The sequence below is a fragment of the Myxococcota bacterium genome (genome assembly GCA_041389495.1).
In the GTDB taxonomy this organism is placed as follows: Bacteria; Myxococcota_A; UBA9160; order UBA9160; family UBA4427; genus JAWKRT01.
In genome coordinates this window covers 2,337,361-2,357,722 of record JAWKRT010000001.1, presented here as the reverse complement: position 1 = coordinate 2,357,722, position 20,362 = coordinate 2,337,361, and the positions used below count along the sequence as shown (strand labels likewise).

Here is a 20,362-nt window from a genome sequence, read left to right as displayed (position 1 = left end):
GCGCGCTGCTACGCTCGCGCGCCATGGAGTTCGCCGCGTTCGCGCTGCTCGTGGCCTACCTCGCGCCGTGGATCGCGGCGGTCGGCCGCGGTCACGAGCGCGCGCCGCTGCTGCTCGCCGCGAACCTCGCGCTCGGATGGACGGTCGTCGGCTGGGTCGCGCTGCTCGTCGCGGCGCTGCGCAGCGATGCCCACCCGTCGCGGACGCGCGCCCTCGCCCGGCGCCCCGCGCTCGTCGCGCTTCCCGGGGACGGCGGCGTGCGTCGGCGCCGACGCGAGGGGCACCTCGCCCTCGCCGAGCCTCGTTAGTCGCACCGACGGCGCCGCGCGCGTCGCCCGCACCCACCGGAGGACCGCTTGGCCTACGAAGACATCCGCTTCGCGCTCGAGGACGGCGTCGCGACGATCACGCTGCACCGTCCCGACGCGCTCAACTCCTTCAGCGGGCGGATGGGCGACGAGCTCGGGGACGCCTACCGCCGCTGCGACGCCGACGACGCGGTGCGCGCGATCGTGCTCACGGGCGCCGGTCGGGCGTTCTGCGCGGGCGCCGACATGACGGCGGGCGAGGACACCTTCGCGAAGCAGGACGGCGCCGACTTCAGCGCCGCGGCGGTCGACCCGCCTGCGTTCGCGCTGCGCAAGCCCGTCATCGCCGCGGTGAACGGCCACGCGATCGGCCTCGGGCTCACGCTCGCGCTGCAGGCCGACCTCCGCGTGATCGCGCGCGAGGGCAAGTACGGCATCGTGCAGGTGCGCCGCGGCGTGATGCCCGACGCCTACGCGAACTGGACGCTGCAGCGCATCGTCGGCATCGAGCGCGCGGCCGAGATCCTCCTGACGGGGCGGCGCATGAGCGGCGACGAGGCGTTCGCGATGGGCATCGCGAGCCGCTGCGTGCCCGCCGACGAGGTGCTCCCCACCGCCCTCGCGATCGCACGCGACATCGCCGTCCACACGGCCCCGGTCTCGGTCGCGGTCACGAAGAAGCTCCTGTGGCAGAGCCCGATGCTGTCGCCGCAGCAGACCGAACGCCTCGAGACCGCGCTCCATCACCACCTGATGGGCAGGCCGGATGCGATCGAGGGCGTCATGGCATACCTCGAGCGGCGCGACCCGCGGTGGAGCCTGCGCGTGAGCGCGGACTGGCCCGAGTGGCCGGACGTGTGAGCGGCGCGTCCGCGCCGCGCGTGACGGGCCTGCCGCCCGTCGCCGCGCCCGACGCCCACACGCTCGTGCTCGGAACGATGCCGAGCGTCGCGTCGCTCGCCGCGGGCGAGTACTACGGGCACCCGCGCAACGCGTTCTGGGACGTGGTCGACGCGATCGGCGTCGAGCGCGATCGCCCGTACCGCGAGCGCTGCGCGGCGCTGTGCGAGCGCGGGTTCGCGCTCTGGGACGTGCTCGCGGAGTGCGTCCGTGCCGGCTCGCTCGACGCCGCGATCCGCGATCCCGCGCCGAACGACCTCGCGCGATTCGTGCGCGCGCACCGCGCGCTGCGCCGGGTCTGGTTCAACGGCCAGACCGCGCGGCGCCTCTTCGAGCGGCACGCGGCCGGCCCGCTGCAGCCGCTGCTCGACGAGCGCGCGATCGCGCTCGCGACCCTCCCGAGCACGAGCCCCGCGAACACCGCGCGCGCGAAGCGCGACGTCTGGCGGGCCGCCCTCGTCGACGCGCTCGCATCCGCGCAGCCGCCCGCGCCGGCTCGCCCCGCCGGCCGCGGCTCCGCGCGCTGAGGGCTCGCCGCCGCCCGCGCCGCGCTATGGTCGGCCCGCGCCACCCGCACGCATTCCGCGCAACGCCGGAGACTCCGTGAGCGATCGTCTCGAAGACCGCGAGGGCCCTGCGGCCTCGCTGGGCGCCCTCTCCGCGCGCGCACTCGCCGAGCCCGCCCCGGAGCTGCACGCGGAGTACGACGCGGAGAGCGGCATTCCGCCCGCGAGCGCGGCGACCGCGCGCCCCACGGTGTTCCAGCTCGCGTGGCCGTCGATCGCGACCAACGTGCTGCAGTCGATCGTCGGCATCGTCGACACCGCGATCGTCGGGCGCGTGAGCGTCGATGCGCAGGCCGCCGTCGGCAGCGGCAACCGCATCTTCTTCTTCGGGCAGGCCGTGATGATGGCGGTGACGGCGGGAACGACGGCGCTCGTCGCCCGCGCCTGGGGGGCGGGCGACCGCGCCGAGGCGGAGCGCGTGACGTTCGCGTCGCTCGCGCTCTGCGCCTCGCTCGGGCTCGTCTTCTCCGCCGTGACGATCTGGCTGTCGGACCCGCTCGCGGCGAGCTTCGGCCTGCCGCCGGAGACGACCGCGCGCACGGCCGACTTCCTGCGCTGGCTGATGGCCTTCTACGTCGGGTTCACCGTGCAGTTCGTGCTGGGCACGGCGCTGCGCGCGGCGGGCGACGTGCTGACACCGCTCGCGATCGGCGCGCTCATGAACATCGTGAACGTCGTGCTCGTGTACGCGCTCGTGTTCGGCGAGCTGCCCGGCCTTCCGCTCCCCATCGCGCCGATGGGCGTGCGCGGCGCGGCGATCGCGACCGGGATCGCGTTCAGCGTCGGCGCCGCGGCGATGCTCGTGCAGTTCGCGCGTCGCAGGCTCTGCCTCGCGCCGCGCGTGCGCGGCGCGCTCACGCGCGAGCGGCTCGCCCGGATCGCGCAGATCGGCTGGCCGTCCGGCATCGAGCAGGCCGTCTTCCAGGGCGGCTTCTTCGCCTTCCTCGTCATCGTGTCGACCTACGGAACGGCGCCGAACGCCGCGTACAACATCGGCGTCCAGCTGCTCTCGATCTCCTTCGTGGTCGGCTTCGCGTACTCGATCGCCGCTTCGACCCTCGTGGGCCAGCACCTCGGCGCGGGCGAGCCGGAGGAGGCGATGGTGGCGGGCTGGCGCTGCACGCGGCTCGCGATCTACGCGATGGTCGTGCTCGGCGTCGCGGTGATCGCGAGTGCGCAGACCGTCGCGCCGCTCTTCAACGCCGACCCCGAGGTGCAGCGGCTCACCGTCGTCTTCATCTGGGTGCTCGGCGTCGTGCAGCCGCTGATGGCGATCGAGTTCGCGCTGTCCGGGGCGCTCCGCGGCGCGGGCGACACCCGCTGGCCGCTGATCTCGGTGATGAGCGGCTTCCTCGGCGTGCGCCTCACGCTCGCGTTCGCGTTCCGGCTGGCCGGGCTGCCCGTCGAGTGGGTCTACGCGGCCCTGATCGGCGACTACGTGGTGAAGGCGTTCGTGTTGACGACGCGCTTCCGCTCCGGACGCTGGCAGGCACTCCGCGCCTGACGCGCGTCGGCGACGCGACGCAGCGCGTCTCGCCGACGCATCACGGAGCCCGCGCATGACGCGGTGCGTGAACGAGGAGGCCCGCCCGGTGGGGCCTCCTGCGCGCGGAGGCTGCCGGGCGGGCCGAGGGTTCCGCTCCGTCGCTCTGGGAAGGAATGGGCCCGCCGAGTGCGGACTCCGGAAGACGTTATGCGTGGTGGCGGCGTCTTCCCCTCTGCGGGCCCCTGCGTCGAGCGGTCGACCTCACCACCATGGATACCGACACGGGACGCGCAGCTGCATCCCTCAGTTGGGTGACCCTTCGCGACTTTTCCGATGCCGATGCGCCGGGGGGCCGCCCGTCTACCCCATTTCGGGATCCAGCGGTCTACTATCCCGTCGACAGGGGATCGAGCGAGCGCTCATCGATGTCCGAGCCCACCGACGACCGACGACTCGCGGAGCAGCGCCTCCTCCCGCTGCTCGACGCGATCTACCGCGCCGCGACCGACCGCGAGGCCTGGTCCGACGTCGCGAAGGGCATCTCCGAGCTGTTCGGGGGCGCCGCCGTCTTCCTCAACATCCAGACGCCTGCGCTCAACCAGCCCGCCGCGCAGTTCTACGCGGGCACCGACCCGCTGCCGTCGCCGATCTCGCTGCGCCACGCGCGGGCCGGCCTCCCCTGGCTCGCGAACGCGGGCGACGACCTCGGCCGCCGCTTCGTGCGCATGAGCGAGCACTACCCGCCCGAGATGATGCCCGGCAGCGAGTTCGACGAGGACTTCCTCCGGCCGCGCGGCCTCGCTCCGGAGCCGCCGATCCTCCACCTCGTGTCGCCCGAGGAGGCGATCCTCTCCTCGCTGATCGTCGTCTACCGCCGCGGCGACCAGCCGGCGATCTCCGACGCGCTGCTCGGCGTCGCGGATCGTCTCGTTCCCCACCTCGGCCGCGCGGTCGACATCTTCGGGCGCCTGCAGAGCACCGAGGGCCAGCAGCTCGCGCTGCACGAGGTCATCGACCGCATCCCGACCGGCGTCGTCGTGCTCGATGCGAACCGCGCGCCGCTGATCCGCAACCGGATGGCGCTCCGCATCGCCGCGGCGGAGGACGGCTTCACGTTCGCCGACGACGGGCCGCGCGCGAGCGACCGCGAGACGACCGCCGCGCTCCACCAGCTGATCGACTCCGCGACCATGCCGGAGCGCGGACGCGAGCTCTCCGGCGGCGGCTTCATGTCGCTCGCCCGGCCTTCGGGGCTGCGCGCCTATCCCGTGCTCGTGACGCCCGTGCTCGGGCGGGTCCACGACCGCGCGATGGCCGGGGCCGCCGCGGTGATCTTCATCAGCGACCCCGAGTACCGCGACCTCTCGCTCACGACGGTGCTCACGACCGTGTACGGGCTGACGCCGGCCGAGGCCGACCTCGCGCAGCTGCTCGCGCAGGGGCACTCGCTCGAGGACGCGGCGGGCATCCGCGGCGTCACGCTCAACACGGCGCGCAGCCAGCTCAAGCAGGTCTTCGCGAAGACGGAGACGAACCGGCAGGGCGAGCTGCTGCAGCTGATCCTGAGCGGCGTCGCGACGATCGACGAGGGCGGAGCGGCGCGGGCGCGTCAGGCGCGCGGGTCGAAGTAGATCCCGCGCACCCAGCGCGCGCCCGTGAACGCTTCGCGCGCGTGCAGCATCCGGAAGTTGTCGTAGAGCAGGAAATCGCCCGCCTCGAGGCGGAAGGCGACGCGGTGGCGCTCGTCGTTCACGAGCCGCACGAAGCGCGCGTACGCGCGGTACCACGCCTCCATGCGCTCGAACGGCAGCATCGGCGTCCCGAGCGTGAAGTAGCTCGCGCGCACGCGCACGGGCTCGTCGTCCACCACCTCGAGCACGGGCGTCACGAGGCGCTTCGTGTACCGCTTCTGGCGCCGGTCGAACACGATCGGCGTTCCGGCGAGCACGTCGAAGTCCTCGCGCGCCGTGTCGCGCAGCACGCGCGCCGCGGCGAACGCATCGGCGATCGCGCTCGCCCCGCCCTCGTCGGCGGCGCGCACGCAGTGGAGCGCCTGGTAGCGCGGCGGCCGCTCGAGGAAGGGCTGGTCGGTGTGGAGGTCGACGGGCGCGTTCGTGTAGCCGAGCTGGTCGGTGTTCTCGTTCGTCGTGTTGTCGGTGCGCAGATCCTCGATGCGCCCGAAGTGCGTCGGCACGACGACGAGGCCCAGCGCCTCGAACTGCGCGATCAGGCCCTCGGTGTCGTCGCCGGCGCCGAACACGACGGCCGCCCCGCGCTCGGCGACGCGCGCGAGACAGCGCGCCGCCAGCTCGGGCCCGGGCTCGACGCGGTGGTCGTCGACGCGCGCCGCCGCCGCACCGCCCGACCGCTCGGGTGCGTAGGCGTGCGCGGCGAGCCACGAGGTCGCGAACCGCGACGCGTGGCCGTCGGGCCATGCGAGCTCGACGGCGCCGCCGTCGGGCGTCGCCGCCGCGCGCACCGGCCGGAGCGCGAGGTCGACGTGCGACGGGCACACGACGCGCTCGCCGGTGGTCGGATGGCAGCAGCACGGGCACTGGTGGCGGAGCCAGAAGTAGTGGTAGTCGGCCGACGCGGCGCCCTCCGGGCCGGCGCCGGGCTCGAAGTGGACGCGGAGCGCCTCGGGCAGGCACTCGACGCGCGCGGCGCGGGCGGAATCGGTCGTCGTCGCGGGGCTCGTCACGGCGCAGAGCCTAATGCATCGCGGGCCAACCGGCGCAGCCGGACGCGCGCCTCGGCGTCGAGCGGGTCCACCGCCAGGATCGCCTCGTACTGCGCGCGCGCGGCGTCGACGTCGCCGCGCTGCGCGAGCAGCTCGGCCAGCGTGTGGCGCGCCTTGCCCGACGACGGCCGCAGCGCCACGGCCTCCTCGTAGAGCGCGAGCGCCTCGTCGTCGCGCCCCGCGTCGCGCAGCAGGTTGCCGAGGTTGAGCCGCACGACGTAGGCGGACGGCTCGGCGCGCAGCGCGGCGCGGTAGGCCCGCTCGGCGTCGTCGAGGCGACCGAGGTCGCGGTACACGTTGCCGAGCTGGTTGTGCGCGAGCGCGAGGCCGGGCTGCAGCGCGAGGGCCCGCTCGAGCGCGCCCGCCGCCTCGTGATCCCGCCCGAGCTGGTGGAGCACGACACCCAATCCGTTCCACGCGCGCGCCGAGCGCGGCTGCCGCGCGAGCACGGCGCGGTAGTGCGCGAGCGCGAGCGCGTCCTCGCCGCGCGCGCGGTACTCGCCCGCGAGGCTGAAGTGCGCGGCGAGATTGCCGGGGTCGACCTCGAGCGAGCGGCGGTAGATCGCGAGCGAGTCGCGCCAGGTGCGGATCTGCAACGCGCTCGCGAGCGCGAGCAGCGCGATCGCCGCCGCGATGGCGGCGGCTCCGGCGCGGCGGAGCCCGCGCGAGCGGCCGACGCGCGCCGCGAGGGGCGCGCCGACGCCGAACACGACGGCGATCCAGAACCCGATCGAAGGCAGGTACGTGTAGCGGTCGGCGAGCGCGTACGGGCCGACCTGCACGATGCCGCTCACGGGGACGAGCATGCCCAGGAACCAGAGCCAGCCGACGCCCACCGCGCGACCCGCCGCGAGCGCGCCCGCCGTCAGCGCGCCGAGCAGCGCGAGCGCGCCGACGACCTGCCCCGCGCCGAGCCCCCGCCCGCCCTCCATCGGGAGGAACGGATGCGGCACCTGCGAGGCGAGACCGACGGGCCACAGCTGCGCGCTCGCGTAGCGCGCGAAGGCGACGACCGCGTTCGCGAGGCGCTCGGGCGCGGCGAGGTCGCCGCCCACGACCATCGCGCCCCGCCCCTCCTGGGCCGCGAACGTGATCGCGCTCGCCGCCGCGACGAGCGCGAAGAGCGGGAGCTTCTCGCGCACGAGGTCGGCGAGCGGCGCCGCGCGGAAGCGACCCGGCCGCTCCGCGCCGCCCCAGCGCGCGAGCGCGCGCTCGAGTGCGCCGGCGTCCGCCCGCGCGCCCGCGACGCGGCCGAGCGGCCAGACGTCGAGCAGGAGCAGCACGAACGGCAGCGTCACGAGCATCGACTTCGCCATCAGGCCGGCGGCGAGCGCGGCGATCACGCCGGCGCGCCGCGCGGCTCCGCCCGTGCGCGCGAAGGACGCGTGCGCGGCGATCGCGAGCAGCGCGAACGTCCCGCTCAGGACGTCCTTGCGCTCGGCGACCCAGGCCACCGACTCGACGCGCAGCGGGTGCAGCGCGAAGAGCGCGGCGACGAGCGCCGCGGGTGCGGCCCGTCCCGTCATCGCGACGAGCGCGGCGAACACGAGCGCGGCGTTCAGCGCGTGCAGCCAGCGACTCGTCCGGTGGTGCCGGCCCGCGTCGAGCCCGTACAGCTCGACGTCGAGCATGTGCGAGAGCCAGGTCGCCGGGAGCCAGTTGCCGTCGCTCGTGCTGGTGAGCGCCCAGCGCAGCCCGTCGAGATCGAGCCCGGCCTGCACGCGCGGGTTGCCGGTGACGTAGAGCGAGTCGTCGATCGACGCGAACGGGTAGCCGTCGACGGGCGCGTACAGCGTGAGGACGGCGCCGACGAGCAGCGCGGCGATCGCGATCCGGCGGGCCATCGGCGCGGCAGGGTACGGAATCGGCGGGCCGCGCGTATGGCATGCTGCGCGCGTGCGGCCCCGTGCGATCGAGTCTCGACCCGGCGCGCCGCGGCCGCTCCGGCCCGCGCGCGCGGCGCGCGCCGCTGCGGCGGCCCTCGTCGGCGCGCTCGTCGGCCCCCTGGTCGGGGCTGCGCCCGCGTGCGGCGTGCTGCTCGCCGTCGGCGACGCGGCGACCAACACGCAGCCGCCGCCGGCGAGCGCGACGGGCCGCGCGCGGCTCCCCTTCGAGCACCTCGCGCGACGCGGCCCGTACAGCGCCGTCTACCTCGGCCACCGCTGGGTGCTCACGGCCGCCCACGTCGGCGCCTTCCCGGTCGAGATCGGCGGCGTCGTCGGTTCCCCGATCGATGCGACGCGCACGCGCCTCCGCAACGAAGACGGCAGCGCGAGCGACCTGCTCGCGTTCCGCATCGACAGCGACCCGCACCTGCCCGTGCTGCCGATCGCGCGCGCGCGCCCTCCGCGGGGGGCGCGCGTGTGGCTCGTCGGCCAGGGGCTCGACCGCGGTGCGCGCGCCGCGTGGAGCGCGCCCGGCGGCGCTGCGTTCGAGGGCTTCCGCTGGGCGGCGACGCGCGCCATGCGCTGGGGAACGAACCGGATCGAGGCCGGCCCCTTCCGCGTCGCCACCGGCGGCGTGCACACGCACGTGCTCGCGATGGACTTCACGCCGCCCGGCGCGCCGGGCGCGACGCGCTTCGAGGCGCAGGCGACGACGGGCGACTCGGGCGGCGCGCTCTTCGCCCGGCGCGGCGACCGCTTCGAGCTCGCGGGCATCCTCGTCGTGCGCACCTTCGAGAAGCGCCAGCCGCGCGCGACGAGCTTCTACGGAAATCGCACGCTGGCCGCGGACCTGAGCCTCTACCGCGCCCAGCTCGTCGCGCTGGTGCGCCCCGCCTGCAGCGACGAGATCGACGACGACGGCGACGGCGCGATCGACTACCCGGCCGATCCCGACTGCGCGTCGCCCGAGGACGACCGCGAGGACGGCCTCGGCCCCGGCCTCGCCCCGGCGCCCTAGCGACTACACTCGGCGCGCATGGCGAGCCGGGCGATCGAGCTGCTGCGCGACTACGTGGCGATCCCGTCGGTGAATCCGATGGGGCGCGACGACGTGCCGCCCTCGATCGCCGGCGAGGCGCGCTATGCCGAGCACGTCGCCGCGCAGCTGCGCGCGATGGCCCTCGACGCCGTGGTGGTCGGCGCAGGCGACCGCCGGAGCGTGGTCGCCGAGGCGACCGCGGCCGGCGCGCGCGACACGGTCCTCGTGGCGTCGCACCTCGACACCGTGCCCGTCGACGGCATGGAGATCGACCCGTTCGACCCGCGCATCGCGAACGAGCGCCTCTACGGGCGCGGCGCGTGCGACACCAAGGCCGGCATGGCGGCCCTCGTGGCCGCGCTCCAGGGCGTGCTCGCGCGCGGGACGCTCCGGCGCAACGTCGTCGTCGTGGGCGAGGCCGACGAGGAGCTCGGCAGCGCGGGCGTCGCCGACGTGCTCGCGCATCTCGGCGGGCGCCGGCCCGACTGGGTGCTCGCCACCGAGCCGACGAGCCTGCGCGTCGTGAACGAGCACAAGGGCATCGCGCTCGCGCGCGTCGCCGCGCGCGGCGTCGCCTGCCACGGGTCGAACCCGCGCGCGGGGCGCAACGCGCTCGGCCTGCTCGCGCGCGCGATCCTCGCGTTCGAGGAGCTCGCGGACGAGCTCGCCGCGCGCCCGCACGGCGCCCTCGGGCCGGCGACGCTCTCGCCCGGCATCGGCGCCGGCGGACACGCGCCCAACATCGTCCCCGACCGCGCGTGGGTCGTGCTCGACCGCCGGATGGTGCCCGGCGAGACGGTCGACGGCGTGCGCGCCGAGCTCGAGGCGGCGCTCGCGCGCCGCGGCCTCGAGCACGTCGTCGTCGAGCGCTGCGAGAGCGAGAAGGGCCCGCTCGGCACGCCCGCCGACCACGTCTGCGTGCGCCGGTGCCGCAACGCGCTCGCCGCGTGCGGCGCGCGCGCCGAGCTCGGCCACGTCGCGTTCGGCACCGACGCCGGCGCCTTCGCCCTGCACGGAATTCCGGGCGTCGTCATGGGCCCGGGCTCGATCGAACGCGCCCACACGGCGGCCGAGTACGTCGAGACGCCCGAGGTCGAGGCGATGACGCGCTTCTTCACCGCCCTGCTCGAGAGCGCCGACTGAGGGCGCGCGACGCGCGCCGGCCGCCCCGCCTCGTCCGCGCCTCGTCGGACTAACGACGGCCGGACCTCGCGATCGCGGCCGCCTCCGGCGTTCCCCGCGGCGGCAGGCCGGCCGCGCGATAGAGCGCGTCGATCACGACCATGTTCGCGACGCCGTCGTTCCCGTCCGTCGGAATCGCCGCGCCCTCGTCCACCGCGCGCACGAAGGCGCGCAGCTGCGCGGTGTACGTGGGCTCGCCCGCCGCGCGCTCGGTGCGCGTGCCGCTGCGCGTGCGCACGCGCAGGCGGTGCAGGAGCTGCGGCATGACGGGGTTCAGGAAGCGCAGCTCGCCCTCGCTCCCGACGACGCGCGCGCTCAGGTCGAGGAGCCGCGCCGACCACATCGACGCGCGCACGCGCCCGCTCGCACCGCTCGGGAACGCGAGCTCGCCGACGAGCGCGCGGTCGACGCCCGGGGAGCGGAGCTTCGCGCGCGCGGACGCGACGGCCGGCTCCTCGCCCGCGAGGTGCCGCGCGATCGAGACCGCATAGCATCCCGCGTCCATCGTCGCGCCGCCGGCGAGGTCGAGCCGGTAGCGGATGTCGCCGAACAGCGGCAGCGGGAAGCACATCGCGGCTTCGACGCGCTCGACGCGGCCGAGCTCTCCCGAGCGCACGATCTCGATCGCCCGCTCCGCGGCGCGGTGGTAGCGCCAGTGGAAGGCCTCCATCAGCACCCGCCCGGTGCGCGCCGCGGCCGCCGCCATCGCCCGCGCCTCGTCCGCGTTCGCCGCCAGCGGCTTCTCGCACAGCACGTGCTTCCCGGCCTCGAGCGCGCGGATCGTCCACTCGGCGTGGAGGCCGTTCGGGAGCGGGTTGTAGATGGCGTCGAGCTCGCGGTCCTCGACGAGCTCGGCGTAGTCGCGCGCGACGCGCGCGATGCCGTGCTTGCGCGCGAAGGCCTCGGCCCGCGCCGCGTCGCGGGCGGCCACGGCCGCGACGATCGCGCCGTCGACGCTCCGCGCGGGCGTGACGAGCGCGGCCGGCGCGATGCGCGCGGCGCCGAGGATGCCGATCCGAAGCGCTCGCTCCGCCATTCCGCGGCCTCCTCCGCCGCCGACGCCGCCGCCGACGCCGCCTACGCGCCGTCCGCCGCGCCGCCGTCCGCCGCCGCGCGCTCGGCGAGCGCGCGCGCCGCCTTGTAGTCGGGCTTCCCGTTCGGTGCGCGGAGCAACGCGGCCTCGGCCGCGACGACGCGCTTGGGCGTCTTGTAGCCCGCGAGCCGATCGCGCACGTGGGCGCGCAGCGCCGCGTCGTCGATCGCGCGTCCGCGCCGCGCGGCAACGACGGCCGTCACGGCCTGTCCCCATTTCGGGTCGGGGAGGCCGACGACGAGCGCGTCCGCGACGTCCGGGTGCTGCTTCAGCACCTCCTCGACCTCCTCGGGATACACCTTCTCGCCGGCCGTGTTGATGCAGGCGCTCCCGCGCCCGAGCAGCGTCAGCGTGCCGTCCGCCTCGACCGTGCACCAGTCGCCCGGAATCGAGTAGCGGACGCCGCCGATCGTCGGGAACGTCTTCGCGGACTTCTCCGGATCCTTGTAGTAGCCGAGCGGGATCGGCCCGCGGCGCGCGATGAAGCCGCGCTCGCCGCTCCCGGGCGCGACCTCGCGCAGGTCCTCGGTGAAGACGCGGCAGTCGTCGCCGATGCGGAACTTCGCGGTGCGGCCCTTCCCCGCCTTGCGGCTCGTCACCGAGGACCCGAAGCCGACGGCCTCGGACGAGCCGAACAGGTCGGCGAGCGTGAGGTTCGGCTGGTGCGCGAGCAGCGCGTCCTTCGTCTCGCGGCTCCACATCACGCCCGACGACATGACGACCTTGAGCGACGCGAGGCTCCAGCGGCCGGGGTGCGCATCGAGCGCGTCGACGATCGGCCGTGCGAACGCGTCGCCGACGATCACCATCGATTCCGCGCGCGCGCGGTCGACGAAGTCGAGCGCGGCCTCGGCCTCGAAGCGCTCGCCGCCCGTCGTGAGCGTCACGCCGCCGCCGACGAAGTTTCCGATCGCGGTGAGCAGCCCCGTCCCGTGCATGAGCGGGCACGCCGTGTACTGCCGCGGCCCGACGCCGTGCGCCTTCACGTTCGCGACGTGCTCGGCCGGCGTCGCGGGCCGCGCGCCGCGGTTCGCGCGCGCGTTCGCGCCGTACCCGAGCGCCCCCCACAGGTCGCCGTGGCGCCACATCACGCCCTTCGGCATGCCCGTGGTGCCGCCCGTGTAGATGAAGAGCAGGTCGTCCGCCGAGCGCGCGACGTCGAGCGCGGCGTCGGGCCGCTCGCCGGCGAGCGCGGCGAACGACTCGGCGAACGCGGGCGGCTCGCCCGGGCCGACGCGCACCCACGCGCGCACCTTGCCGGCGCGTTCGCGCACGCGCGCGATGCGCTCGTCGAACTCCGCCGCGTACACGACGACCGCCGCGTCGGAGTCGTCGAGGATGTAGAGCAGCTCGTCGTCGAGGTAGCGGTAGTTGACGTTGACGTGGACGTACGCGCCCTTGAAGCAGGCGGCGAGCGTCAGCATGTAGGCGGGCTGGTTGCGCATGTAGAAGGCGACCTTGTCGCCGGGCTTCGCGCCGCGCGCGGCGAAGGCCGCGGCGAGCGAGCGCGACGCGCGCGCGAGCGCGCTCCACGACACGACCTCGTCGTCGTGGACGAGCGCCGGCGCGTCGGGCGGCAGCACCGCTTCGACGCCCTCGATCAGATCGCCCAGGCTCCACATCTCGTCGTCGGTCACGGGCCGCCCCTCGGCTGTGGATCTCCATCGCACGCCCGGGCGCGCGGCGCGGCTAGAGGAACAGCACCGCGCGCTCGAAGCACCAGTAGGCGGCGAGCGATCCGATCGCATACGCGGGCGCGCGGCGTACGAAGTCGGGAAGCCGCGCCATCCGCGGCCCTGCCATGTACCCGAGCGCGACGAGCGGCGCCACGATCAGGAGCTGTCCCGCCTCGACGCCGACGTTGAACGCGACGAGCGCGAGCGGGATGTCGCCGTGCGGCAGGCCGATCTCGGCGAGCGCCCCGGCGAAGCCGAGGCCGTGCAGCAGGCCGAACGAGAAGGCCATGACCCACGGGCGACGGCGCAACCAGGAGACGCCCGCGTCGCCGTCGGGCGGGACGTCGCGCCGCGCGAGCTCGGCGCCGAGCAGCAGGATGCTCACGGCGATCAGCAGCTCGAAGAGCATCGCCGGCACCTCGACGACGCCGAGCGTCGCGAGCGACAGCGTGACGGAGTGGCCTAGCGTGAACGACGTGATCGTCGCGACGAGCCGCCGCCCCCCCGGCACGAGCAGCACGAGCCCGGCGACGAACAGCACGTGGTCGAGCCCGGTGAGCAGGTGCTCGACGCCGAGCCCGAAGTAGCCGTGCGCGACCGCGGCCGCGCTCTCGCGCTCGGGCACGACGTAGGTGGGCTCGCGCTCGCTCACGAGCCCGCGCAGCGAGCGTCCGTCGGCGAGCCGCACGTGCAGGAGCGCGTCCGTGCGGCTGCGGTCGAGCCCGGCGACCGCGATGCGCGCGCCGACGAGCCCGCGCTCGCCGCAGTCGACCCGGAACCGTTCCGTCACGTCGAGCTCGCTGACCGCGATCTCCGGCGCACCGGGCAGTCGCGCGCAGTGCGCGGGCAGCACGGGCGCCACGTCGCTGCCCGTCGGGCGCAGGCGCGAGACCTTCCACGTCACCGCGACGACGCCGTCGGCGCCCTCCTCGAGCGAGAGCAGCGCGGGAGCGAGCGGGTGTGCGCGCGCGGCGCCGCTCGCGAGCGCTGCTGCGGCGGCGATCGCGAGCGCGGCCGCGCGGCACGCGCGGCGCGCGATCACGAGGCGTCGCTCGCGGCGCGCGCCGCTTCGGAGGCGTGGCGCGCATCCCCGGCGCGCGGCGCGGATGCGCCCTTCGCGTCGACGTAGCGCGCGCGCAGGCGGGCGAGGCCGGCCTCGAATGCCTCGGCGTCGCGCTCGGCCTGCAGCGCGGAGAGCGCCGAGCGGCGGACGCTCTCGAGATCCGGGTCCTCGGCGTCGCGCCGCTCGCGCACCCACACGAGGTGCATGCCGTAGGCCGACTCGACGGGCCCCTGCCAGCCGCCGGGCGCGAGCGCGAGCGCGGCGCGCGCGAAGTCCGGGCCGAGCTGCTTCGCGAGCTGCGCCTCGGTCTGCAGACCGAGATCGGTCGGGTGGAGGAACGGGTCACCGAGCCCGCGCGCGGCGTCGGGCGGGACGGCGTCGCGTTCGAGGCGCGCGCGCAGCGCGCGCGCGTCGGCCTCGAGCGCGTCGCCGCGCCGATCGCGGCTCAGGTAGACGTGCGTGAGCCGCACGCGCGGCGGGATGCGATAGCGCTCGGGCCGGCTCGCGACGTACGCGCGCAGCTCGTCGTCGCTCGGCGCGGCCGCCGGCGCCGCGCCCTCGAGCAGGAAGCGCATCTGCTGCACGAGTCGCCTTCGCACGACGATGTCGCTGCGATCCATGCCGACCGCCAGCGCCTCCGCGTAGAGCTCCTCGTCGGTGCGCGGATCGTCCTCGCCGGCGAGGAAGCGCATGTTCCGCACGAGCCGCGCGCGGACGACGGGGTCGATGCGGTCGAGCCCGAGCCGCACGGCCTCGCGGTGGAGGACCTCGTCGTCGACCCAGGCGTCGACGCGCGCCGCGAGCTCGCGCTCGCTCGGGCGCCGGCCCGTCTCGGCGATCGCGTCGCGCTCGATGCGCTCGACGACGTCGGGCGTGACCTCGACGCGCTCGATCGGCGCGCCGGCGTCGACGTCCTGCAGCGCGCCCCGCACCGCGTCGAGCGCGAACAGCAGCGCGCCGATCGCGAGGAAGTGGACTAGCGGCCGCAGCACGTCGAGCCGCTTCCCGCCGGGCGCGCCGACCCGCCGCGCTCAGCGACCACCGGCGACCGCCCCCATCGCGCGTGCGCGCAGCTCGCGCGCGGTCGCCGTCGAGCCGTCCGGGCTCCAGCCCGGCGCGCGGAACGCGCGCCCGAAGGCCTCGCCGAGGCTCCGCGCGCGCGCGACGTCGCGCGCAAGATCGACCCACTCGTGGAACGCGACGCGCACCGGGTCGAACGTCTCGATGTTCTTCGTGAGTCCGTAGTCGACGGGCGCGCGCTCGGGCTCGAACGTGCCGAAGAGGCGATCCCACACGATCAGGATGCCCGCGTAGTTGCGGTCGAGGTACTCGACGTTGCGCCCGTGGTGCACGCGGTGGTGCGAAGGCGTGTTGAACAGCCACTCGAACGGGCCCATGCGCGTGATCAGCTCCGTGTGCAGCCAGTACTGATACACGAGGCTCACCGTGGAGAGCACGAGGATCATCGCCGGGTCGAAGCCGATCAGCGCGAGCGGCGCCCAGAAGATCGGGCCCGTGAAGGGCGTCGTCCACGACTGGCGCAGCGCCGTCGACAGGTTGTAGTGCCGGCTCGAGTGGTGGTTGACGTGCGCTGCCCAGAAGAAGCGCGACTCGTGCCCGACGCGGTGGAAGACGTAGTAGCAGAGGTCCTCGGCGAAGAAGCCCGCGACCCACACCCACCACGCGTGCGAGAGGTCGAGCAGGCGGAACTGGTAGAGCCACACCCACATCCCGTAGCCGGCGAACTTCGCTGCGAATCCGATGACGAGGTTGCCGACGCCCATGATCAGGCTCGTGCGCGTGTCGCGGCGCTCGTAGCCCGCGAGCGCGCGGTGCTCGGGCCGGCGCAGCAGCGCCCCCTCGATCCACATCGTCACGAGGAAGAACGGGATCGCGTACAGGATCGGATTCACGGCTTCTCGCTCCTCGCGTGCGCATCCGCGCGGGCCCCCGGCGCACCGCCGAGCTCGCGGCGGACGAGCCGGTACAACGTGACGAGCTCGCGGACGTCGGCCCGCGCGTCCGGCGCGACGAGGCCGCCGAGCGCGCGGCCCTGCATCGTCGACACGACGACGTCGACGAACGCGTCGAACTCGGGGTTCGTCGCCGCCGCGTGCGGGAAGAGGCGCCGCGCCTCCTCGCGCAGCCGCTCGCGATGATCGCGGACGACGGGGTCGAGCGCCGCGCGCAGCTCGGCGTCGTGGCGACTCACGAGGTAGAGCTCGAAGGCCGCGTGCAGGCGCGGCTGCCGGAAGCTGCGGTCGAGGAGTCGCACGGCCGCGGCCGAGGGATCCTCGTGGCCCTCGATCTCGCGGAACGCGGCGCGGAACTCCTCGATGAGCTCGGCGAACAGGTGTGCGGCCGCGGCCACGATGAGCGCGGCCTTCGACGGGAAGTGCTTGAAGAGCGCGCCCTGGGAGACGCGCGCGCGCTGGCAGACGGCCGCCGTCGTGGTCGCGGCGTAGCCGTCCTCGACGAGGCACTCGATCGCGGCGGCGAGCAGGCGGCGCCGGGTGGCCCGGCTTCGCGCCTGCTGCGGCTCCCCGATCGCGGACGCGGCGCCGGGCGCGGTGGTCACGGCGCGCAGCATACCGAAAGAAAGCGAAGAGTCACTTCTTTATTCCGGAAGCGGAACAAGAGAATACGCACTGCCGATGCGTACGCAGGAGTGCGCAGCCCCAGAAGAACGCAACCGGTCACTTCCGTTCGAGGCCGCCGCCGCGGCGAACCCGGTAGATCCACACGTGCGGCCCGCCGGTCGCGACGCCCGAGAACCCCGCGATCGGCAGGTAGTAGGCGTCGTTCACCTCGAAGACCGGCGTCGCGTCGGAGGCCCCGGCGCGCGGGTCGAACTCGGCCACGAGCTCGAGCGCGCGGCCCTGCGCGGCGAGCCAGCCCGGGTCCACCGTCGACCAGAAGAGCTCGTGGTCGTGCGCGACGACGAAGTCGATGCCCGCCCGCGCGAGGCCCGCTCCGCGCGCCGGGAGCGCGGCCTGGACGAGGCCCTTCGGCACCTGCGGCGCGCCCCACGGAAAGAAGACCGTCCCGACCACGAGCACGCGGCTGCCGGGCGCCGCGTTCGCCGCCAGCCACTGCTGCGCCGCGACCCGCGTGTCGACGCGCGACGCGAGACGCTCGTGCGCGACGGCGCTCCGCAGCGACCCCGCCATCGCGACGACGGTGAGCGCGAGCGCCGCGAGCGCGCGCCGCCCCGTGCCCTCGCCGAGCGCGCCGCGCACGGCCGCGCTCCGGCGCGCGGCGGCGTCGACCGCGCCCGCGACGAGCGCTCCCTCGAGCAGCGCGAGCGCCGGCAGGAGGGGCGTCATGTACCGCGCGAGCATCACGGGCGACGCCGCAACCACCGCGAACCACGACACGACCATCACGGCCGCCAGCCGCAGCAGCCACTCGCGCGATGCGAAGCCGAATGCGAGCGCCGGCGCGGCGAGCAGCGTCGGCACGGCGCCGATGCCGTACCAGAGCGAGAACGCGACGTGGTACCAGGCCGTGCCGAACGGGCCGAGCCGCGTCGCCCACGCGGGCGGGTCGGGGCCCACGACGTTCGCAAAGCGATCGACGAGCGAGGCGGTCGGCGCACCGAAGAGCTGCGGGAAGACGGCGCGCAGCGTGTCGTCGAGCATGCGCAGCGACGATTCGTTGAAGAGCACGAACGGCGACGTCGCGACGAAGAACGCGGCCGACGCGAGCCCGGCGACGAGCAGCGTGCGCGGCAGCGCGAGGCCGACGCCGCGCGCTCCGCCGCGGCGCGCTCCCGCCCAGGCCGCGACCGCGACGACGGCGGCCGTGACGACGCCGTTGTACTTCGCGGCGGCGGCCGCGCCGACGGCGAGGCCCGCCCACGCCGCCCGCCCGAGCGACGGCGCGCGCGCGAGCCGCGCCGACAGCACGACGACCGCGAGCGCGACGAGCGCGAGCAGCGCGTCCGGCTTGATCGCGTGGCTGTCGCGCGCGTGGAGGAAGCAGAGCGCGAGCCACGCGGCGACCGACGCCGCGGCCGCGCGCCCGAGGCGCCGCCACGCCGCGATGCCCGCGAGCGCCACCGTCGCGACGCCGCACAGCGCGCTCAGCGCGCGCTGGATCAGATACAGACGCGGCGCGTCGTCGCGCCAGAGCGCGACGTAGTCGCTCGTCGGAAGGAGGCCGAACGCGGCGCCGACGTGGACCCAGAGCTCGCCCCACAGCCAGTGCAGGTAGAGATAGGCCGGCGGATAGACGCCCCAGTCGAAGTCGAACCGGCCCTGCGCGGCCTCGACCGTCCGCTCGAGGATCGGGAACTCGTCGGGCCGCGCGCGCAGATGGGGGAGCCCGAGATCGAGGGCGAAGACGCGCAGCGCGGTGGCGGCGAGCAGCAGGACGGCGAGCCCGCCCCAGTCGAGCGCCGTCGGCGCGGCGGGCGAGGAGGGCCTGGGAGCGCGCACGCGCGGCACGGTACCACCGCGCCGCCCCGCGTCCGAGCCCTGCTCGCACCCCGGGACGGGCCGCTTGCCTCACCTGCCCGCGCGCAGGTAGAAGACGGCCATGGCCCCGTCGCTCGCCGAGCCGGCCCTTCCGCTCGCGCGCTCGCAGCGCGCGCGCCGGACGCGCGCGGCGATCCTCGACGCCGCCGAGCGCGCCTTCGCGGAGAGCGGCTTCGAGTCGACGCGGCTCGAGGACGTCGCGAGCGCCGTCGGCATCCGGCGCGCGTCGATCGTCTACTACTTCGCCGACAAGCGCGCGCTCTACGACGCCGTGCTGGCGGCGTCGATCGCGCCGATCGAGCGCGCCGTCGCCGCCGCGCTCGCCGAGCCCGGGCCGCCGCCGATTCGCGTCGAGCGCTGCATCGCCGCGTGGCTCGACGCGGTCGCCGCGCGCCCGACCTTCGCGCGCCTGCTGCTGCGCGAGATGGCGAACCGCGCGGACGACGGGGCGCAGCCGTTCGACGGGCACGGCGGCGGCATCGAGCTCGCGATCCGCCGCTTCCTCCTCGAGCTGCGCAGCCGCGACGAGCACTTCCCCTCCCCCATCGATCCGGCCTGCTTCGCGAGCGCGATCGTCGGCGCCACGATCGCCTACGTCCGCCGCGCGCCGCGCGCGCGCGACGAGGACGCGCGACACCGCGACGAGATCCTCCGCATGGCGCGGCGGATGCTAGGCGCCGCCCCGAACGACACACCCGAGGTCGCCCATGGCGCAGTCCGCTGACTACGATCCGTTCGCGGAGTTCGACCGCGCCCAGGGCGCCGGCGAGGTCGACGACGCCTACGCGATCTTCGCCGCGCGCCGCGCGCGCGGCCCCATCGTCGAGGTCGACCCCGCCATCGCCGGGCCGATGGCGGCCGTCGCGGGCGCCGGCGCGCCCGCCTTCCTCGAGGCCGTCACCTACGAGGCCGTGCAGGAGGTGCTGCGCGACGGCGAGCGCTTCTCGTCGGCCGCGTACGGGAAGACCATGGGGCTCGTGATGGGCCACTCGATCCTCGAGATGGACGAGCCCGAGCACCAGCGACACCGCGCGCTCCTCGCGCAGGCCTTCCAGAAGCGCGCGCTCGAACGCTGGGAGCGCGACCTCGTGCGGCCGGCGATCGACCGGCGCATCGACTCGTTCGCCGAGCGCGGGCGCGTCGACCTCGTCTCGCAGCTCACGTTCCCGTTCCCGGTCGAGGTCATCTGCGGAATGATCGGCGTGCCGGAGTCGCGCCACGCCGACTTCCACCGCTTCGCGGTCGAGCTGATCAGCATCCAGATCGACATCGAGCGCGGCTTCGCCGCGTCCGGCCAGCTGCGCACGCTCTTCGCCGAGCTGCTCGAGGAGCGGCGCAGCGCGCCCCGCGACGACCTCGTGAGCGTGCTCGCGCACGCCGAGCTCGACGGCGAGCGCCTCGACGACGAGTCGATCTTCGCGTTCCTGCGGCTGCTCGCGCCCGCCGGCGCCGAGACGACCTATCGCTCGTCGAGCAACCTCCTGTGCGGGCTGCTCGCGCACCCCGACCAGCTCGACGCGCTCCGCCGCGACCCGTCGCTCGTCGCGAACGCGATCGACGAGGGGCTCCGCTGGGAGTGCCCGCTCACGGGCATCACGCGCACCGCGACGCGCGACACCGAGGTGTGCGGCGTGCCCATCCCGCGCGACGCCTCCGTGCTCGTGAACCTCGGCGCCGCGAACCGCGACCCGGCCAAGTTCCCGGACCCCGACCGCTTCGACATCCGACGCGCGAACGCGCGCCAGCACCTCGCCTTCGCGTTCGGTCCGCATCGCTGCCTCGGCCAGCACCTCGCCGTGATGGAGACGCGCGTGCTGCTCGAGCAGCTGTTCGCGCGACTGCCCGGCCTGCGCAGCGACCCGGATGCGCCGCCGCCGCACATCACCGGCCTGATGTTCCGCTCGCCGCCGTCGCTGCCCGTGGCGTTCGACGCGGCGTGACGGCG

18 protein-coding genes are annotated in these 20,362 nt (G+C 75.2%); 9 read left to right on the top strand and 9 right to left on the bottom strand.

Features of this window, described 5'->3' with window-relative positions:
- Window positions 1-23 precede the first annotated feature (23 nt).
- The 5 genes from R3E88_10465 to R3E88_10445 all read left to right on the top strand — a co-directional run bounded on the left by R3E88_10465 (window position 24) and on the right by R3E88_10445 (window position 4,891).
- Window positions 24-308: a superinfection immunity protein gene (locus tag R3E88_10465; protein MEZ4216888.1), complete on the top strand. Its 285-nt coding sequence runs from the start codon at window positions 24-26 to the stop codon at window positions 306-308.
- Between the two features lie 48 nt (window positions 309-356).
- Complete coding sequence (locus R3E88_10460; protein MEZ4216887.1) at window positions 357-1,169, top strand: enoyl-CoA hydratase-related protein; 813 nt, start codon at window positions 357-359, stop codon at window positions 1,167-1,169.
- Window positions 1,166-1,735, top strand: coding sequence for a DNA-deoxyinosine glycosylase (locus tag R3E88_10455; GenBank protein ID MEZ4216886.1), 570 nt, complete (start codon window positions 1,166-1,168; stop codon window positions 1,733-1,735). Before R3E88_10460 ends, R3E88_10455 begins: the two co-directional genes overlap by 4 nt.
- A gap of 76 nt (window positions 1,736-1,811) precedes the next feature.
- Window positions 1,812-3,278: an MATE family efflux transporter gene (locus R3E88_10450; protein MEZ4216885.1), complete on the top strand. Its 1,467-nt coding sequence runs from the start codon at window positions 1,812-1,814 to the stop codon at window positions 3,276-3,278.
- A 407-nt stretch (window positions 3,279-3,685) separates the two neighbouring features.
- Window positions 3,686-4,891 carry a helix-turn-helix transcriptional regulator gene (locus tag R3E88_10445; protein ID MEZ4216884.1) on the top strand — a complete coding sequence of 402 codons (1,206 nt, stop codon included), beginning with the start codon at window positions 3,686-3,688 and terminating at the stop codon, window positions 4,889-4,891.
- On the opposite strand, the gene R3E88_10440 is transcribed toward R3E88_10445, so the two are convergent.
- Together R3E88_10440 and R3E88_10435 are read right to left on the bottom strand one after the other, a co-directional pair.
- Window positions 4,870-5,961, bottom strand: coding sequence for a TauD/TfdA family dioxygenase (locus R3E88_10440; protein ID MEZ4216883.1), 1,092 nt, complete (start codon window positions 5,959-5,961; stop codon window positions 4,870-4,872). The two genes, R3E88_10445 and R3E88_10440, sit on opposite strands and share 22 nt — an antisense overlap.
- Window positions 5,958-7,844, bottom strand: coding sequence for a tetratricopeptide repeat protein (locus R3E88_10435; GenBank protein ID MEZ4216882.1), 1,887 nt, complete (start codon window positions 7,842-7,844; stop codon window positions 5,958-5,960). The genes R3E88_10440 and R3E88_10435 overlap by 4 nt, the downstream gene beginning before the upstream one ends.
- Before the next feature lie 187 nt (window positions 7,845-8,031).
- Between R3E88_10435 and R3E88_10430 the strand changes: the two genes are divergently transcribed.
- Together R3E88_10430 and R3E88_10425 are read left to right on the top strand one after the other, a co-directional pair.
- The gene (locus R3E88_10430; GenBank protein MEZ4216881.1) at window positions 8,032-8,904 is read left to right on the top strand and encodes a hypothetical protein; all 873 of its coding nucleotides are present in this window, start codon (window positions 8,032-8,034) and stop codon (window positions 8,902-8,904) included.
- A gap of 18 nt (window positions 8,905-8,922) precedes the next feature.
- Window positions 8,923-10,068, top strand: a complete 1,146-nt coding sequence (locus R3E88_10425; GenBank protein MEZ4216880.1) for a M20/M25/M40 family metallo-hydrolase — start codon at window positions 8,923-8,925, stop codon at window positions 10,066-10,068.
- Window positions 10,069-10,117: 49 nt separating this feature from the next.
- Here R3E88_10425 and R3E88_10420 read toward each other — a convergent pair whose 3' ends face one another.
- The 7 genes from R3E88_10420 to R3E88_10390 form a co-directional block, all read right to left on the bottom strand.
- A complete protein-coding gene (locus R3E88_10420) occupies window positions 10,118-11,143 on the bottom strand; it encodes a Gfo/Idh/MocA family oxidoreductase (GenBank protein ID MEZ4216879.1) in 1,026 nt (341 codons plus the stop codon).
- Window positions 11,144-11,184: 41 nt separating this feature from the next.
- Window positions 11,185-12,837, bottom strand: coding sequence for an AMP-binding protein (locus tag R3E88_10415; GenBank protein ID MEZ4216878.1), 1,653 nt, complete (start codon window positions 12,835-12,837; stop codon window positions 11,185-11,187).
- A 52-nt stretch (window positions 12,838-12,889) separates the two neighbouring features.
- Window positions 12,890-13,918, bottom strand: coding sequence for a HupE/UreJ family protein (locus R3E88_10410; protein MEZ4216877.1), 1,029 nt, complete (start codon window positions 13,916-13,918; stop codon window positions 12,890-12,892).
- On the bottom strand, window positions 13,915-14,931 hold the full coding sequence (locus R3E88_10405) for a peptidylprolyl isomerase (protein ID MEZ4216876.1): 1,017 nt from the start codon (window positions 14,929-14,931) through the stop codon (window positions 13,915-13,917). Before R3E88_10405 ends, R3E88_10410 begins: the two co-directional genes overlap by 4 nt.
- A gap of 39 nt (window positions 14,932-14,970) precedes the next feature.
- Window positions 14,971-15,852: a sterol desaturase family protein gene (locus R3E88_10400; protein MEZ4216875.1), complete on the bottom strand. Its 882-nt coding sequence runs from the start codon at window positions 15,850-15,852 to the stop codon at window positions 14,971-14,973.
- Complete coding sequence (locus R3E88_10395; GenBank protein MEZ4216874.1) at window positions 15,849-16,517, bottom strand: helix-turn-helix domain-containing protein; 669 nt, start codon at window positions 16,515-16,517, stop codon at window positions 15,849-15,851. The genes R3E88_10400 and R3E88_10395 overlap by 4 nt, the downstream gene beginning before the upstream one ends.
- A 118-nt stretch (window positions 16,518-16,635) precedes the next feature.
- The gene (locus R3E88_10390; protein MEZ4216873.1) at window positions 16,636-18,378 is read right to left on the bottom strand and encodes a hypothetical protein; all 1,743 of its coding nucleotides are present in this window, start codon (window positions 18,376-18,378) and stop codon (window positions 16,636-16,638) included.
- Window positions 18,379-18,478: 100 nt separating this feature from the next.
- Here R3E88_10390 and R3E88_10385 point away from each other — a divergent pair, with 100 nt between their 5' ends.
- Together R3E88_10385 and R3E88_10380 are read left to right on the top strand one after the other, a co-directional pair.
- Window positions 18,479-19,141 carry a TetR family transcriptional regulator gene (locus tag R3E88_10385; GenBank protein MEZ4216872.1) on the top strand — a complete coding sequence of 221 codons (663 nt, stop codon included), beginning with the start codon at window positions 18,479-18,481 and terminating at the stop codon, window positions 19,139-19,141.
- A complete protein-coding gene (locus R3E88_10380; GenBank protein ID MEZ4216871.1) occupies window positions 19,125-20,357 on the top strand; it encodes a cytochrome P450 in 1,233 nt (410 codons plus the stop codon). The genes R3E88_10385 and R3E88_10380 overlap by 17 nt, the downstream gene beginning before the upstream one ends.
- Window positions 20,358-20,362: the final 5 nt, after the last annotated feature.